The sequence below is a fragment of the Micromonospora sp. DT53 genome (genome assembly GCF_049841535.1).
Classification (GTDB): Bacteria; Actinomycetota; Actinomycetes; order Mycobacteriales; family Micromonosporaceae; genus Micromonospora.
Window position 1 is genome coordinate 29,633 of the sequence record NZ_JBNCKM010000012.1, and the last position, 13,418, is coordinate 43,050.

Sequence of the window (13,418 nt, forward strand, 5' to 3'; positions counted from 1 at the left end):
GCGCGTCAGCGGCCGAGCAGCTTCTTGATGCGCTTGACGTCGGCCTTGGCCAGCACGACCGTGCCGGTCAGCCGGCGGGTCTGGGTGGAGGGCTTCTTCTCCAGGTTGTGGCGGAGGCCGGCCTGCTGGGCAACGATCTTGCCCTTGCCGGTCACCTTGACCCGCTTACCCATACCCGTGTGGCTCTTCATCTTCGGCATGTGGAACGTCTTCTCCCCTGTTACTCGCCGCTGGTGTCGGCGGCGAGGCCGGTGTCACCGGCTGCTGCGGTCTCGCTGACCGCCGCGGTCTCATCGGCTTCCGGAGCGGCGGACTCGTCCCCTGCCCGGTCCCGAGGTCCGCCGCGAGACGCCGTAGCGGCGACCGCGGAGGCCTTGACGGCCCGATGCGGGGCGAGAACCATGATCATGTTTCGGCCGTCCTGCTTTGGAGCGGCCTCGACGTATCCCAGTTCCGTGATCTCGGACTCGAGCCGGCGCAGGAGCCGGTAACCCAGCTCCGGGCGGCTCTGCTCGCGACCGCGGAACATGATCGTCACCTTGACCTTGTCGCCCGCCTTGAGGAACCGCACCACGTGACCCTTCTTGGTCTCGTAGTCGTGCGGGTCGATCTTCGGCCGAAGCTTCATTTCCTTGATGACGGTCTGCTGCTGATTACGCCGCGCTTCGCGCGCCTTGAGTGCGCTCTCGTACTTGAACTTGCCGAAGTCCATGAGCTTGCACACCGGCGGGCGCGCCATCGGCGCAACCTCGACCAGGTCCAGATCGACGTCCGCGGCCAGCTGAAGAGCGCGCTCCAGCGGGACGATGCCCACCTGCTCACCCTCTGGGCCGACCAGTCGGACCTCACGTGCCCGGATCTGCTCGTTCACGCGTGGTTCGACGCTGATGGGGCCTCCTCGAGTCGTTTCTGCTCTGTCGCCGACCCCTGCGGCTCCCAGGAGGGAACCGACCCGAAAAAGCAGAAGGCCCCGGCGCATGCCAGGGCCCGCTCGACCGGTCAGCACGATCACAAGGATCGCGCATCCGGCACCGGGACATGCCCGGAACCGGTGACCGGACCCGGCCACCGTAGCGGCGACTCGGGTGGGAGCAGGCGCTCCGCTTTCAAAGGCTGCCTGCTCGCACGCGGAGACAGCCTGGTCGACTCGATAACACTACACCGGCGCCCCGGCCACCCCCAAACCGGGCACGGCCTGCGCTCACACCGGCGCGGCGCGCCCCGCCGCGCCCCGCCGCGAGATCCGCGCGCCCCGCCGCGCCCCGCCGCGAGATCCGCGCACTTTCCCCGAAACTGCCGCCTCAGGATGCCGGGAGGCGGCAGTTTCGGGGAAGTTGTCCAGACCTTGGCGAGGGTGCGCGGCCGGGCTGGCGGCGACGCGGGGTCGGCGGTGGGCAGGTCGCCACCGGGCGGTGGCGGGCGGTGGCGCGTGGTCCTGGGGTGGGCAGGTCGCCGCCAGGCGGCGGCGGGCGGCGGCGCGTGGTCCTGGGGTGGGCAGGTCGCCGCCAGGCGGCGGCGGGCGGCGGCGCGTGGTCCTGGGGTGGGCGGTGTCGCCGGGTCAGCGGCCGACGGCGCGTTCGGCGAGGCGGGCCTGGTGGGCCTCGCGCAGCCGGCGCAGCGCGCGGACCCCGTCGACGGCCAACTCCTTGTCGGCGGCCTGCAACGCGACCATCGGCAGCAGGTCGTCGTCGTGCAGCTCCAGGCTGGCCCACGGCGCGCCCCGGTCGAAGCGCACGCCCCGGACGACCTCCCAGGGCAGCTCGTAGGAGCTGATGACGTTCCGCACCCGGATGCCCCGCGCGTCCGCCTCCACCCGGGGACGGGTGAACAGCAGGAAGCCCAGCGCCCCGAAGATGCCCAGGCCGATCATGGCGATCTGGTCGCCGCGCTGGAAGCTGCCGTAACCATCGCCGGTCGGGCCGCTCAGCGACGTGGCGACCAGGCCGAACACCACCACCAGGGCAACCGCCGCCGACCAGCAGACCACGCGAATGCGGCGGGGCTTCAGGCGGACCAGCTCGGTTTCACTCACCCCACCAGTCTGCCACCCACATTCCCCCATCAAACGCACCACCCGCCGAGCCACCACCCGGAGCACGCGGAGCAGGGCCAGGTCGGGCTCGTCGATCATGGAGTTGTGGTGCCCGGTTTGGGGCTTTACGGGCGCTTTGTCGCCCACCACAACTCCATGATCGACGAGGCATCACTGGACCGGGGGTGTCCCTGGCGCGCGGGCACCCCGGTCCGGGGGCGGGGGCGGGGGCGGTCAGAGGCGGCAGGCGTGGATGTTGGTGACGAGGATGGCGCGGGCGCCCAGCTCGTACAGCTCGTCCATGATGCGGTGCACGTCGTCACGGAGCACCATCGCCTGCACCGCCACCCAGCCCTCGCGGTGCAACGGCGACACGGTGGGCGACTCGATGCCCGGGGTGAGCCCGCTGGCCCGGTCCAGCAGACCGGCCGGCACGTCGTAGGCGAGCATCACGTAGCGGCGGGCCACCAGCACGCCGTGCAGGCGGCGCAGCAACTGCTCGGCCTGGGGTTGTGCGGGCGCGCCGGCGCGCCGGACCAGCACGGCCGACGAGCGCAGCAGCGGCTCGCCGAAGACCACCAGGCCCGCCTGGCGCAGGGTCGCGCCGGTCTCCACCACGTCCGCGATGACGTCGGCGACACCGAGGCGTACGGCGTTCTCCACGGCGCCGTCGAGGCGGATCACGTCGGCCTTGACCCCCACCTCGCCGAGGTGCCGCTCGACCAGCCCCGGGTACGCGGTGGCGATCCGGTGACCGCCGAGCTCCTGGACGGAGGCGATGTCGTCGGGGCGGGCGGCGAAGCGGAAGGTGGCTCGGCCGAAGGCGAGGTCGACGACCTCCTCGGCCGGCGCGGCCGAGTCGATCAGCAGGTCCCGGCCGGTGATGCCCAGGTCGAGGTCACCGGAGCCGACGTAGGTGGCGATGTCCTTCGGACGTAGGTAGAAGAATTCGACGTCGTTGGCCTCGTCCCGGCAGACGAGGTCCTTGGGGTCGGTGCGCTGGCGGTAGCCCGCCTCACGCAGCATCTGGGCGGCCGGTTCGGCCAGGGTGCCCTTGTTGGGAATGGCGACACGCAGCATGACGGAGTGCTCCTTCGATCCGGATGGCGATCAACGGGGTGGGGGGCACTCACAGATGTCGGTAGACGTCCTTGAGCTCGAGGCCACTGGCGAGCATCAGCACCTGGACCTGGTAGAGCAGTTGGGAGATCTCCTCGGCGGTGCGCTCCGGCCCCTCGTGCTCGGCGGCCATCCACGACTCGGCCGCCTCCTCGACGACCTTCTTGCCGATGAAGTGCACGCCCTTGTCCAGCGCGGCGACGGTGCCCGAGCCCGGGGTGCCGGCGGCGGCCTTGGCCTGCAGCTCGGCGAACAACTCCTCGAACGTCTTCACGGGGAACGATTCTTCCAGCCGCCCGGGCGGCGCCCCGCGTCCGGGTCCGCCGGAATCCAGCAAGCGGACAATTCCCTACCAACATGGTGGGACAATTGTCGATCGATGCCCATGGAGCTCTACGCTGTCCGCCATGGCCAGCAGCTCACGTCTCCTCGCGCTCACCCTCACCGGCGCCGTCGTCGTAGCCACCGCCGGATGCGCGCCGCAGGACGAGAAACCCACCCCCACCGTCACCGCGGCGTCGTCGTGCGCCAGGGACAGCCTGCCCACGCGTACCCCGGGCAAGTTGACCATCGCCACCGACCAGCCCGCGTACGAGCCGTGGTTCGCCAAGGACAAGCCGGACAGCGGCGAGGGCTTCGAATCCGCCGTGGCGTACGCGGTGGCCGAGAAGCTCGGTTACGCCCGCGCCGACGTCACCTGGACCCGGGTCAAGTTCGACACCGCTATCGCGCCGGGGCCGAAGGACTTCGACTTCGACATCAACCAGTTCTCCATCACCGAGGAGCGCAAGCAGGCTGTCGACTTCTCCGCGCCGTACTACCTGGTGCGGCAGACCGTCATCGCGTTGAAGTCCTCGAAGATCGCCGGCCGGAAGTCGTTGGCCGAGCTGCGCGACGCCCGGCTCGGCGCGCAGGTCGGCACCACCAGCTACCAGGCGATCACCGACGTGATCAGGCCGGCCGCCAAGCCGCAGGTCTACAACAGCAACGACGATGCCAAGAAGGCCCTGCAGAACGGGCAGTTGGACGGTCTCGTGGTGGACCTGCCGACCGCCTTCTACATCACCGGCGCGGAGATCACCGACGCGACGATCGTCGGGCAGGTGCCGCAGGTCGGCACGCCCGAAGCGTTCGGGTTGCTGCTGGACAAGAACTCCCCGCTGACGTCCTGCGTGAGCGGGGCGGTTGGTCAGCTCACCGCGGCGGGCACGCTCAAGGAGCTGGAGCAGAAGTGGCTCGCCCAGGTGGCGGGGGCGGCCGAGCTGCGGTGACACTTCTGGATCACGTGCCGTCCGAGGCGCAGCTGCGGCGCTCGGCGTACCGGCGTCGGCAGACCATCTACAGCGTGCTCGTCGCGGCGTCCTCGACGGCGGCGCTCGGCACGCTGCTGGTGATCGCGGTGACCGGGGCGCCCGGCTGGGACCGGGTCCGGCGGTCGTTCCTGGATCCGCAGATCGCCCGCGACGCGCTGCCGACGGTGCTGAGCGGGCTCTGGCTCAACGTACGGCTGCTGGTGTGCTGTGCGGCCGGCGCGCTGCTGCTCGGGTTGGTGATCGCCGTGCTGCGGACGCTGCGCGGGCCGGTCTTCTTCCCGGTCCGGGCGCTGGCCGCCGGCTACACCTACACGTTCCGCGGCCTACCGCTGATCATCGTGCTCTACCTGCTCACCCTCGGCGTGCCGGGGCTGCGGTTGCAGGGCATGCCGCCGGTGCTGGTGCTGGGCGGGATCGCGTTGGTCCTCACCTACGGCGGCTATCTCGCCGAGGTGTTCCGGGCCGGCATCGAGTCGGTGCACTCCAGTCAGCTCGCCGCCGCCCGCTCGTTGGGCCTGACCTACCGGCAGACGATGCGGCACGTGGTCCTGCCGCAGGCCGTCCGTCGGGTGGCGCCACCGCTACTCAACGACGTGGTGGCGTTGCAGAAGGACGTGGGCCTGGTGTCGCTCGCCGGGCCGATCGACGCGGTCCGCGCCGCCCAGATCGCCACCGCCCAGACGTTCAACTACACGCCGTACGTGGTGGCGGGGGTGCTCTTCGTGCTGCTCGCGATCCCGTTGATCGCGGTCACGGACTGGGTGACGCTGCGCGCGGCCCGCCGACAGTCGGGGGGCTGACCCGTGGCGTTGTTGCGGTGTCGTGGCCTGCGCAAGGAGTTCGGCGGGCACGTCGTGCTCGACCAGCTCGACCTGACCGTCGCCGAGCACCAGGTGGTGGCCCTGATCGGGGCGTCCGGGTCCGGCAAGTCGACACTGCTGCGCTGCCTCAACCTGCTGGACGAACTCGACGACGGCACCATCGAGTTGGACGGGGAGGACATCTCCGATCCCCGGGTGGACCCGGACCAGGTCCGGCGGCGGATCGGCATGGTGTTCCAGGCGTACAACCTCTTTCCGCACCTGAGCGTGTTGGACAACATCACCCTCGCGCCGCGCCGCGTCCACCGGCGGGCCCGGGCGGAGGCCGAGGCCCAGGCCCGGGAGTTGCTCGACCGGGTGGGGCTCGGCGCCAAGGCGGACGCCTACCCGGACCGGCTCTCCGGCGGGCAGCAGCAGCGGGTGGCGATCGTCCGGGCGCTGGCCAACTCACCTCGGCTGATGCTGCTCGACGAGGTCACCTCCGCGCTGGACCCGGAACTCGTCGGCGAGGTGCTGTCGATGATCCGGGACCTGAAGGCCGACGGCATGACCATGGTGCTGGCCACCCACGAGATGGGCTTCGCCCGGGAGGTCGCCGACGAGGTGTGTTTCCTCGACGCCGGGCGGGTCGTCGAGAGCGGCCCTCCCGAGCAGGTGCTCGGCGAGCCGACGCAGCCCCGTACCCGGCAGTTCCTGCGCCGGATCATCGAGGCCGGTCGGCTGTGAGGGCCAGCCTTCAGAGACGGCCGAGGCCGAGGGCGGGTCAGCCGCCGAAGCCGACCCGCTGGGCGTTGCCCGCCGCCACGGTCCGCACGGCCAGCGCCGCGTCGAGCGCCGCGACGGTGGCCGCCCAGCCCTTGTCCTCCGCCGACCCGGGCAGACCGGCGCGGTCGCGGGCCTGCTCGATGGTCTCCACGGTCAACACGCCGTGCGCCACCGGCTTGCCCTCGTCCAGCGCCACCCGGGTCAGCCCGTCGGTGACCGAGCGGCAGACGTAGTCGAAGTGGGCGGTGGACCCGCGGACCACCACGCCGAGGGCGACCACCACGTCGCAGCGGCGGGCGAGGGCCTGCGCCACCACCGGCAGCTCGACCGAACCGGCGACCCGGGCCACCACGGAACGGGCGCCGCACGCCTCGGCGGCGGCCACCGCACGCTCCAGCATGTGGTCGGTCAGCTCGCCGTGCCAGCGGGCGGCAACGACCCCGACGGTCAGCCCCGCGGCGTCGACCGCCTCGACTCCCGGCTCACCGAAACCCGCCATCGTCATGCTCCGATCTCGTCGTTGGCGACCGGACGCCCCAGCGGCGCCTCGGACACCTCGTCCAACTGGTCCAGCAGGTGACCCATCCGGTCCCGCTTGGTGCGCAGGTAGCGCATGTTCTCCGGGTGCGCGCCGACCGGCAGCCCCTCGCGGCCGGTGATGGTCAGCCCGTACCCCTCCAGCCCGGCCCGCTTGGCCGGGTTGTTGGTCAGCAGCCGCATCGACCGCACGCCCAGGTCGTAGAGGATCTGCGCGCCGGTGCCGTAGTCGCGGGCGTCGGCCGGCAGGCCCAGGTCGAGGTTGGCGTCGACGGTGTCGCGGCCGGAGTCCTGCAACTGGTACGCCTGGAGCTTGTGCAGCAGCCCGATGCCGCGCCCCTCGTGCCCACGCACGTAGAGCACCACGCCCCGGCCCTCCTGCCCGACCCGAGCCAGCGCGGCGTCCAACTGCGGCCCGCAGTCGCAGCGCAGCGAGCCGAACACGTCCCCGGTCAGGCACTCGGAGTGCACCCGGACCAGCACGTCCTGGCCGTCGCCCAGGTCACCCAGCACCATCGCGACGTGCTCGGCAGGGTCGTGCTCGGCGCGGTAGCCGAGCGCCCGGAACACCCCGTGGCGCGTCGGCATCCGGGCGTCGGCGACCAGCTCGACCTGCTTCTCGGTACGCCGCCGGTAGGCGATCAGGTCGGCGATGGTGATCAGCGTGAGACCGTGCTCGGCGGAGAACTTCTCCAGGTCCGGTAGGCGCATCATGGTGCCGTCGTCGTTGACCAGCTCGCAGAGCACGCCCGCCGGACGCAGCCCGGCCATCCGGGTCAGGTCGATCCCCGCCTCGGTGTGCCCCGGCCGGCGCAGCACCCCGCCCTCGCGAGCGCGCAGCGGCACCACGTGCCCGGGCCGGGCCAGGTCGGTCGGGTCGGTGGCCGCGGCGGCGAGCAGCCGGCTGGTGTGCGCGCGGTCGGCCGCCGAGATGCCGGTGCTGACCCCCTCCCGGGCGTCCACGGTCACCGTGTACGCGGTGCCCCGCCGGTCCTGGTTGGTGTGGTGCATCGGCGGCAGGTCGAGCCGGTCGGCCTCGCTCTCGGTCAGCGCCACGCACACGTACCCGGAGGTGTGGCGCACCATGAACGCCATCAGCTCCGGCGTGGCCAACTCGGCCGCGAAGATCAGGTCGCCCTCGTTCTCCCGGTCCGCGTCGTCGACCACCACGACTGGCCGGCCGGCGGCGATCTCCGCGACCGCCTGCTCGATATCCCCAAAACCGGTCACGCCAGGGCCTCCGTGTAGATGGGCGTACGGACGGTGGCCGTCGCGCGCGAGGTGCGCCACCAGGCGGCGAAGCCCCAGACGCAGAGGGCGCCGTAGATCAGGTACATGACGGCCGACGGGTAGAACCCGCCGCGCAGCAGCAGCGGCACACCTACCGCGTCCACCGCGATCCAGAGCAGCCAGAACTCCACCCAGCCGCGGGCCATGCCGTAGGTGGCCAGCAGGCTGCCGGTGAGGATCCAGGCGTCGGGCAGCGGGCCCCACGAGCCCAGCGCCTTGAGCAGCGGGTACGCCGCGGCGGTGCCGATCACGGCGGCCACCAGCAGCATCAGTCGTTCCCGTCCGGTGGCCCAGCGCGGGACGACAGCCGCCTGTCCGGCGTCGCCGCGACGGTTGCGCTGCCAGCGCCACCAGCCGTAGACGCTGACCGCGAAGAAGAACACCTGTCGACCGGCCTGCCCGTACAGGTCGTGCTCCTGCGGGGTGGCGAACACCCCGCCGAGGAAGACGGTGAGGAGCAGCGCGTTACCGATCATGCCGACCGGCCACGCCCAGAGCAGCCGGCGCAGCCCGAGCAGCGCCGAGACCAGCCCGAACGCGTTGCCGACGATCTCCCGGGCCAGCACCGGCGAGCCGGCGATCTGCACCTGGGCGTCCAGCAGCCAGCTGAGCGGGCCCATCAGGCCACCCGGCCCGGGTGCGTGGCCAGCCCGCGAGCGTCGGCGTCGGCGTTTGTCAGCCGGTCGCCGAGCAGCCGCTCGACGTACTTGGCCAGCACGTCGACCTCCAGGTTGACCGGGTCGCCGACGCCCTTCGCGCCGAGCGTGGTCAGCTTGAGCGTGGTCGGGATCAGCCCGACGGCGAACTCGTCCGCGCCGACGGCGGCCACGGTCAACGAGACACCGTCGATGGTGATCGAGCCCTTCTCCACCACGTACCGGGACAGGGCGGCGGGCAGTCGGAACCGGACGGTCTCCCACTGCTCGGCCGGCTCCCGGGAGATCAGTTCACCGACGCCGTCGACGTGGCCCTGCACCAGGTGCCCGCCGAGGCGACTGCCGAGCGCGGCGGCCCGCTCCAGGTTGACCGGGTCGCCGCGGCGCAGCGCGCCCAGCGCGGAGCGGCGCAGCGTCTCCCCCATCACGTCGGCGGTGAAGACCCCGTCGGCCACCTCCACGACGGTCAGGCAGACGCCGTTGACGGCGATCGAGTCGCCGTGCCGGGCGTCGGACGTGACAAGCGGGCCGCGTACGCCGAGCAACGCCGAGTCTCCCGCCGTCGGCGCGACCCGGACGATCTCGCCCAATTCCTCGATAATGCCGGTGAACATCTCAGCCCTCCCTTTTTCGGGGCAAAGCGGTGATCCGGAGATCCGGACCGATCTGTGTAACGTCGACGAACTCCAGATCGATGGCCTCAGCGATGGTGGTCACTCCCGCGTCGACCAGAGCGGTCGGGCCGGCGCCGAGCAACCGCGGCGCGACGTACCCGACGATCTTGTCGACCAGGCCGGCCCGCAGGAACGCGCCGGCCAACCGGGGGCCGCCCTCCAGCAGCACCGCGCGGATCCCGCGCTGGTGCAGCGCCGCGAGCAGCGCCGACAGGTCGACCCGGCCGTCCGGGTCGGCGCCGACCTCGTCGGCGGTCGCGATCCACGTCCGCGCGGCGCCGTCGCGGACCAGGGCGTCAGCCGGGGTACGCCCCGAGCTGTCCACCACCACCCGCAGCGGCTGCCGGATGGCCAGGCTGCCGTCGCGCAGGTTGCGGGCGGTCAACCGAGGGTTGTCGGCGAGCACGGTGCCCACCCCGGCGATGACCGCGTCGACAGTGCCCCGCAGCGCGTGCACGTCGATCCGGGCCGCCTCCGAGGTGATCCACATGCTGGTGCCGTCCGCCGCCGCGGAGCGCCCGTCGAGCGTGGCGGCGTACTTCCAGATCACGTACGGCCAGCCCCGGCGCATCGAGGTCAGCCACGCGACGTTGCCGGCCTCGGCCTCCTCGCCGCGTACCCCCAGATCGACCCGGACCCCGGCGGCGCGCAACGTGGCGGCGCCCCCGGTGGCGACCGGGTTGGGGTCGGGTACGGCGATGACCACCCGGCCCACCCCCGCCTGGACGAGCGCGGAACTACAGGGGCCGGTGCGGCCGGTGTGGTTGCAGGGTTCCAGAGTGACGACCGCGGTGCCGCCCTTGGCCCGGCGCCCGGCCTGCGCCAGCGCGACGATCTCGGCGTGCGGCCCGCCGGCGTACGCGTGGAAGCCCTCGCCCACGACCTCGCCGTCCTCGTCGAGCAGCACGCACCCGACCACCGGGTTGGGGCTGGTGGTGCCGAGCCCGCGCGCCGCCAACTCGATCGCACGCCGCATCGCCTCATCAACGGAGACGCTGGCCATCGCCCTGCCCCTGCCCTCTCACTCGCCGGTCCGCGCGCGGGCGGTCAGGGAGGCGGTGGCCATGGGGCCACGGGCAGGCGGTGGCGGAATCCGGGAACGGCACAGCCGCCCCGGGGGGTCGGGACGGCACGCTGAAGCCAGCGGCCGGCTCGGACCCGTCCGTCCCGCGCGCTGTCTCCCATCCGGACTGTCTGGGCGCGGACGAACCGCCCCCAACCGTCGGCCCCGGATTTTCACCAGGTCCACCGGACGGCAGAGCCGTCCGGGTCGCGGGCTGACCACGGTTGGACCGTGGATCACCGCCGGTTCGGAATTTCACCGAGTCCCGCCAGCGCGTGGTGGGTACACGGGAAGTCTTACACGCCGATGCGACTCTGCCGCCACCTAGGCGAGCTACTTCACAGCGGTATCACGCTCAGGTGACGCCGCGACGCCGGTCCACCGCCACGTACGAACCCGGTTGACTCTTGGCGACCGTCTTCATCTCCGAGGCCACCGCTATCGCTTCGAGGGGGTCGGTGAACCGCTTGCCGGCGTCGGAGAGGGACACCCCGATCGAGAGCGTGACCAGGGCCGCGCGCCGGATGTTGCCGCGCCGGTCCTTCAGCTCGACGAAGCCGCGCTCACGGTCGGTCGCGTCGTAGAGCGTGTCGGCGGCCTTCTCGAAGTCGACGACCGCCCGGGACGTCAGTGAGCGCACCTGGTCCGGGGCGCAGACGATGACGAAGTCGTCGCCGCCGACGTGGCCGAGGAAGGCCGGCGGCAGGCCCACCGCCACGACCGCCCGGTGCAGGCTGCGGGCCAGCGCGGAGATGAAGTCGTCCCCGCGCACGAAGCCGTACCTGTCGTTGACGCTCTTGAACCGGTCGATGTCGATGTAGCCGACCGCGTAGTCCACGCCGTTTCGGACCCGGTCGCTGATCTCCCGACGGATCCGGCTGTTGCCGGGCAGCCCGGTCAGCGGGGAGACCTCCCGGAACTCCTTGTTGCGGCGCAGCGTGGACGAGACCCGGGCCACCAGCTCGGCGGTGTCGAACGGCTTGACCAGGTAGTCGTCCGCGCCGGCGCTGAGCCCGTGCACCTTGTCGACTGTCATTCCCTTGGCCGTCAGCATGATCACCGGAAGGGCGGAGGTCATCGGGTCGGCGCGCAGCCGACGGGTCAGCTCCAGCCCGTCGATCCGCGGCATCATGAGGTCGACCACCGCCAGGTCCGGCCGCTGGCGTTCGATGACCTCCAGAGCCTCCTGGCCGTCGCTGGCGTGGATCACCTCGAAGCCGTGCAGCCGCAGGTTGAACTCGACGAAACGAGCGATGTCCGCGTCGTCGTCCACGACGAGGATGATGTCCTTGCGGTCGGCCTCCGGCTCCACCTCAGGCCCCGGGAGCCGCGCGTTCCGCCAGTGCCCGCAGGTGCCGTACCGCCTCCGCCGGGTCGGCGGCGCCGTACACGGCGGTCCCGGCCACGAACGCGTCGGCGCCCGCGGCGGCCGCCTGCTCGATGGTGTCGGCGGCGATCCCGCCGTCCACCTCGATGCGCAGCTCCAGGTGCCCGGCCGACACGTGCCGCCGGGCCGTCCGCACCTTGTCCAGCATCTGCGGAATGAACCGCTGACCACCGAAGCCGGCCTTGATCGTCATGATCAGCAGGGTGTCGAAGCTGGGCAGCAGGTCCAGGTAGGGCTCGATCGGAGTGTCCCGGTCGATGGCCAGGCCCGCCTTCGCACCGGCCGAGCGCAGGTCCTTGGCCAACGCCACCGGGTCGTCCGACGCCTCCGCGTGGAAGGTGACGTTGTACGCCCCCGCGTCGGCGTACCCGGGCGCCCACCGGCGCGGGTCCTCGATCATCAGGTGCACGTCGAAGGGCATCGCCGTGACAGCGCGCAGGCTCTGCACCACGGGCAGCCCAATGGTCAGGTTCGGCACGAAGTGGTTGTCCATCACGTCGACGTGCAACCAGTCCGCGGCGTCCTCGACGGCACGGACCTCTTCGGCGAGGCGGGCGAAATCGGCGGCCAGGATGCTCGGCGCGACGATCGGCGGCGGTACGGTCACGGGGCCAGTGTACGAACGTGGCCACCCGCCACCCGCATCGCGCCACCTTCGGGGACGCGCTGTGACCCAGTAGTGACCAGTGGTGCAGAATTCGACGCTCCGGACCCCCGAATCCGGACGAACAGACATCAGCGACTGGCCGATCGACGGAAACGCGACGACACTCCAACCGGGACGGTGCCATAGGCTGCACGCCCGCCGGGGTCTCGCCGCGGGGCGCGGTGACCGGCCGCCAGCTCCCGGGAGGGCGGACGATGCGACGGTGGCTTCCAGCGCTGGTGCTGGCCGGCGTCACGACCATGCTGCTGCTGACCGGTTGCGCGCCGGCGCGGGGCGCGGACGGTGATCTCACCGACGACTGGCCGACGCTGCGGGTGCCGAAGCCGTTCACCCCCGCCACCGACACCTGTCTGCCGCGGATCGCCACGGTCGTGCAGGCCAGCACGTACGAGACGGTGGACTGCGCGCGCAACCACCTGGCCGAGACCATTCACGTCGGCACCTTCGTCGGGCCCGACGCGCTGACCGAGACCCGACCGGAACCCGGATCGTCGGCGCTGCGCACGGCTCGCGGCGAGTGCGACCAGCGGGCCCGGCAGGTGCTCGGCGGTGACTGGCACACGGCCCGGCTCACGCTGTCCCTCGCGCTGCCGTCCGCGCCCGCGTGGACCGGCGGCGCCCGCTGGTTCCGCTGCGACCTCAGCGAGACCGGCAGCATCGACAACACCCGCGCGGTGAACCGCACCGGGAGCCTGCGCGGCGCCCTGATCGGCGACACGCCCCTGACGCACCGCTGCTTCGACCCCAAGCTGATCGGCGACAACCTCAACTACATGGCGCCGGTGCTCTGCACCGAGCCGCACCGCGCCGAGTTCGTGGGCGTCTACGAGGAGCGGAACATGAGCTGGGCGGCGTTCGCCAAGTCCGCCGAACAGGCGCACCAACGGTGCATGGCGCTGATCGCCGAGTACGCGGCGGTGCCCAACAACAGCGAGCTGCCGTACCGGGCCGGGTCCATCTACTACCCACCGTCGCAGCGGGAGTGGGAGGAGGGCGACCGTGGAGTGCGCTGTTTCCTGTGGAGCGACGACCGCAAACTCACCCGCTCGATGCGCGGCGCCGGCCCCGAGGGACTGCCCGCGATCTGAGCATCG

Annotated in this window: 16 protein-coding genes and 1 riboswitch; of the genes, 4 read left to right on the forward strand and 12 right to left on the reverse strand. The window is 71.8% G+C overall.

The window, feature by feature from the left end; all coding sequences use genetic code 11:
* Positions 1 to 5: 5 nt before the first annotated feature.
* The 5 genes from rpmI to ACLQ3B_RS29905 form a co-directional block, all read right to left on the reverse strand.
* Positions 6 to 200 carry a 50S ribosomal protein L35 gene (gene rpmI / locus ACLQ3B_RS29885; RefSeq protein WP_007458415.1) on the reverse strand — a complete coding sequence of 65 codons (195 nt, stop codon included), beginning with the start codon at positions 198 to 200 and terminating at the stop codon, positions 6 to 8.
* A 20-nt stretch (positions 201 to 220) separates the two neighbouring features.
* The gene (gene infC, locus ACLQ3B_RS29890) at positions 221 to 871 is read right to left on the reverse strand and encodes a translation initiation factor IF-3 (RefSeq protein WP_124818759.1); all 651 of its coding nucleotides are present in this window, start codon (positions 869 to 871) and stop codon (positions 221 to 223) included.
* A gap of 687 nt (positions 872 to 1,558) precedes the next feature.
* Complete coding sequence (locus ACLQ3B_RS29895) at positions 1,559 to 2,032, reverse strand: PH domain-containing protein (RefSeq protein WP_425784038.1); 474 nt, start codon at positions 2,030 to 2,032, stop codon at positions 1,559 to 1,561.
* Positions 2,033 to 2,266: 234 nt separating this feature from the next.
* A complete protein-coding gene (gene hisG, locus ACLQ3B_RS29900; RefSeq protein WP_030488425.1) occupies positions 2,267 to 3,112 on the reverse strand; it encodes an ATP phosphoribosyltransferase in 846 nt (281 codons plus the stop codon).
* Between the two features lie 49 nt (positions 3,113 to 3,161).
* On the reverse strand, positions 3,162 to 3,425 hold the full coding sequence (locus tag ACLQ3B_RS29905; protein WP_030335709.1) for a phosphoribosyl-ATP diphosphatase: 264 nt from the start codon (positions 3,423 to 3,425) through the stop codon (positions 3,162 to 3,164).
* A 133-nt stretch (positions 3,426 to 3,558) separates the two neighbouring features.
* Here ACLQ3B_RS29905 and ACLQ3B_RS29910 point away from each other — a divergent pair, with 133 nt between their 5' ends.
* Genes ACLQ3B_RS29910 through ACLQ3B_RS29920 form a run of 3 tightly spaced genes read left to right on the forward strand, consistent with a single transcriptional unit; the run spans position 3,559 to position 6,011 of the window.
* Positions 3,559 to 4,422, forward strand: a complete 864-nt coding sequence (locus ACLQ3B_RS29910; RefSeq protein ID WP_425784039.1) for an ABC transporter substrate-binding protein — start codon at positions 3,559 to 3,561, stop codon at positions 4,420 to 4,422.
* The gene (locus ACLQ3B_RS29915) at positions 4,419 to 5,264 is read left to right on the forward strand and encodes an amino acid ABC transporter permease (RefSeq protein WP_425784040.1); all 846 of its coding nucleotides are present in this window, start codon (positions 4,419 to 4,421) and stop codon (positions 5,262 to 5,264) included. The genes ACLQ3B_RS29910 and ACLQ3B_RS29915 overlap by 4 nt, the downstream gene beginning before the upstream one ends.
* A gap of 3 nt (positions 5,265 to 5,267) precedes the next feature.
* Complete coding sequence (locus ACLQ3B_RS29920) at positions 5,268 to 6,011, forward strand: amino acid ABC transporter ATP-binding protein (protein WP_425784041.1); 744 nt, start codon at positions 5,268 to 5,270, stop codon at positions 6,009 to 6,011.
* Between the two features lie 37 nt (positions 6,012 to 6,048).
* Here the strand turns inward: ACLQ3B_RS29920 and ribH are convergent, their stop codons facing one another.
* The 7 genes from ribH to rpe form a co-directional block, all read right to left on the reverse strand.
* The gene (ribH, locus tag ACLQ3B_RS29925) at positions 6,049 to 6,549 is read right to left on the reverse strand and encodes a 6,7-dimethyl-8-ribityllumazine synthase (RefSeq protein ID WP_091401939.1); all 501 of its coding nucleotides are present in this window, start codon (positions 6,547 to 6,549) and stop codon (positions 6,049 to 6,051) included.
* A 2-nt stretch (positions 6,550 to 6,551) separates the two neighbouring features.
* The gene (locus ACLQ3B_RS29930; protein WP_425784042.1) at positions 6,552 to 7,817 is read right to left on the reverse strand and encodes a bifunctional 3,4-dihydroxy-2-butanone-4-phosphate synthase/GTP cyclohydrolase II; all 1,266 of its coding nucleotides are present in this window, start codon (positions 7,815 to 7,817) and stop codon (positions 6,552 to 6,554) included.
* Positions 7,814 to 8,497, reverse strand: coding sequence for a nicotinamide riboside transporter PnuC (gene pnuC / locus ACLQ3B_RS29935; RefSeq protein WP_425784043.1), 684 nt, complete (start codon positions 8,495 to 8,497; stop codon positions 7,814 to 7,816). Before pnuC ends, ACLQ3B_RS29930 begins: the two co-directional genes overlap by 4 nt.
* Positions 8,497 to 9,147 carry a riboflavin synthase gene (locus ACLQ3B_RS29940; RefSeq protein WP_425784044.1) on the reverse strand — a complete coding sequence of 217 codons (651 nt, stop codon included), beginning with the start codon at positions 9,145 to 9,147 and terminating at the stop codon, positions 8,497 to 8,499. The genes pnuC and ACLQ3B_RS29940 overlap by 1 nt, the downstream gene beginning before the upstream one ends.
* Position 9,148: 1 nt before the next feature.
* A complete protein-coding gene (ribD, locus tag ACLQ3B_RS29945) occupies positions 9,149 to 10,210 on the reverse strand; it encodes a bifunctional diaminohydroxyphosphoribosylaminopyrimidine deaminase/5-amino-6-(5-phosphoribosylamino)uracil reductase RibD (RefSeq protein ID WP_425784045.1) in 1,062 nt (353 codons plus the stop codon).
* A 166-nt stretch (positions 10,211 to 10,376) separates the two neighbouring features.
* Positions 10,377 to 10,547, reverse strand: a riboswitch (FMN riboswitch).
* 78 nt (positions 10,548 to 10,625) lie between these two features.
* Positions 10,626 to 11,582, reverse strand: coding sequence for a GGDEF domain-containing response regulator (locus tag ACLQ3B_RS29950; RefSeq protein WP_425784046.1), 957 nt, complete (start codon positions 11,580 to 11,582; stop codon positions 10,626 to 10,628).
* A gap of 1 nt (position 11,583) precedes the next feature.
* Positions 11,584 to 12,264, reverse strand: coding sequence for a ribulose-phosphate 3-epimerase (gene rpe / locus ACLQ3B_RS29955; RefSeq protein WP_425784047.1), 681 nt, complete (start codon positions 12,262 to 12,264; stop codon positions 11,584 to 11,586).
* A gap of 254 nt (positions 12,265 to 12,518) precedes the next feature.
* Between rpe and ACLQ3B_RS29960 the strand changes: the two genes are divergently transcribed.
* The gene (locus tag ACLQ3B_RS29960; protein ID WP_425784048.1) at positions 12,519 to 13,412 is read left to right on the forward strand and encodes a septum formation family protein; all 894 of its coding nucleotides are present in this window, start codon (positions 12,519 to 12,521) and stop codon (positions 13,410 to 13,412) included.
* The last annotated feature ends 6 nt before the right edge of the window (positions 13,413 to 13,418 follow it).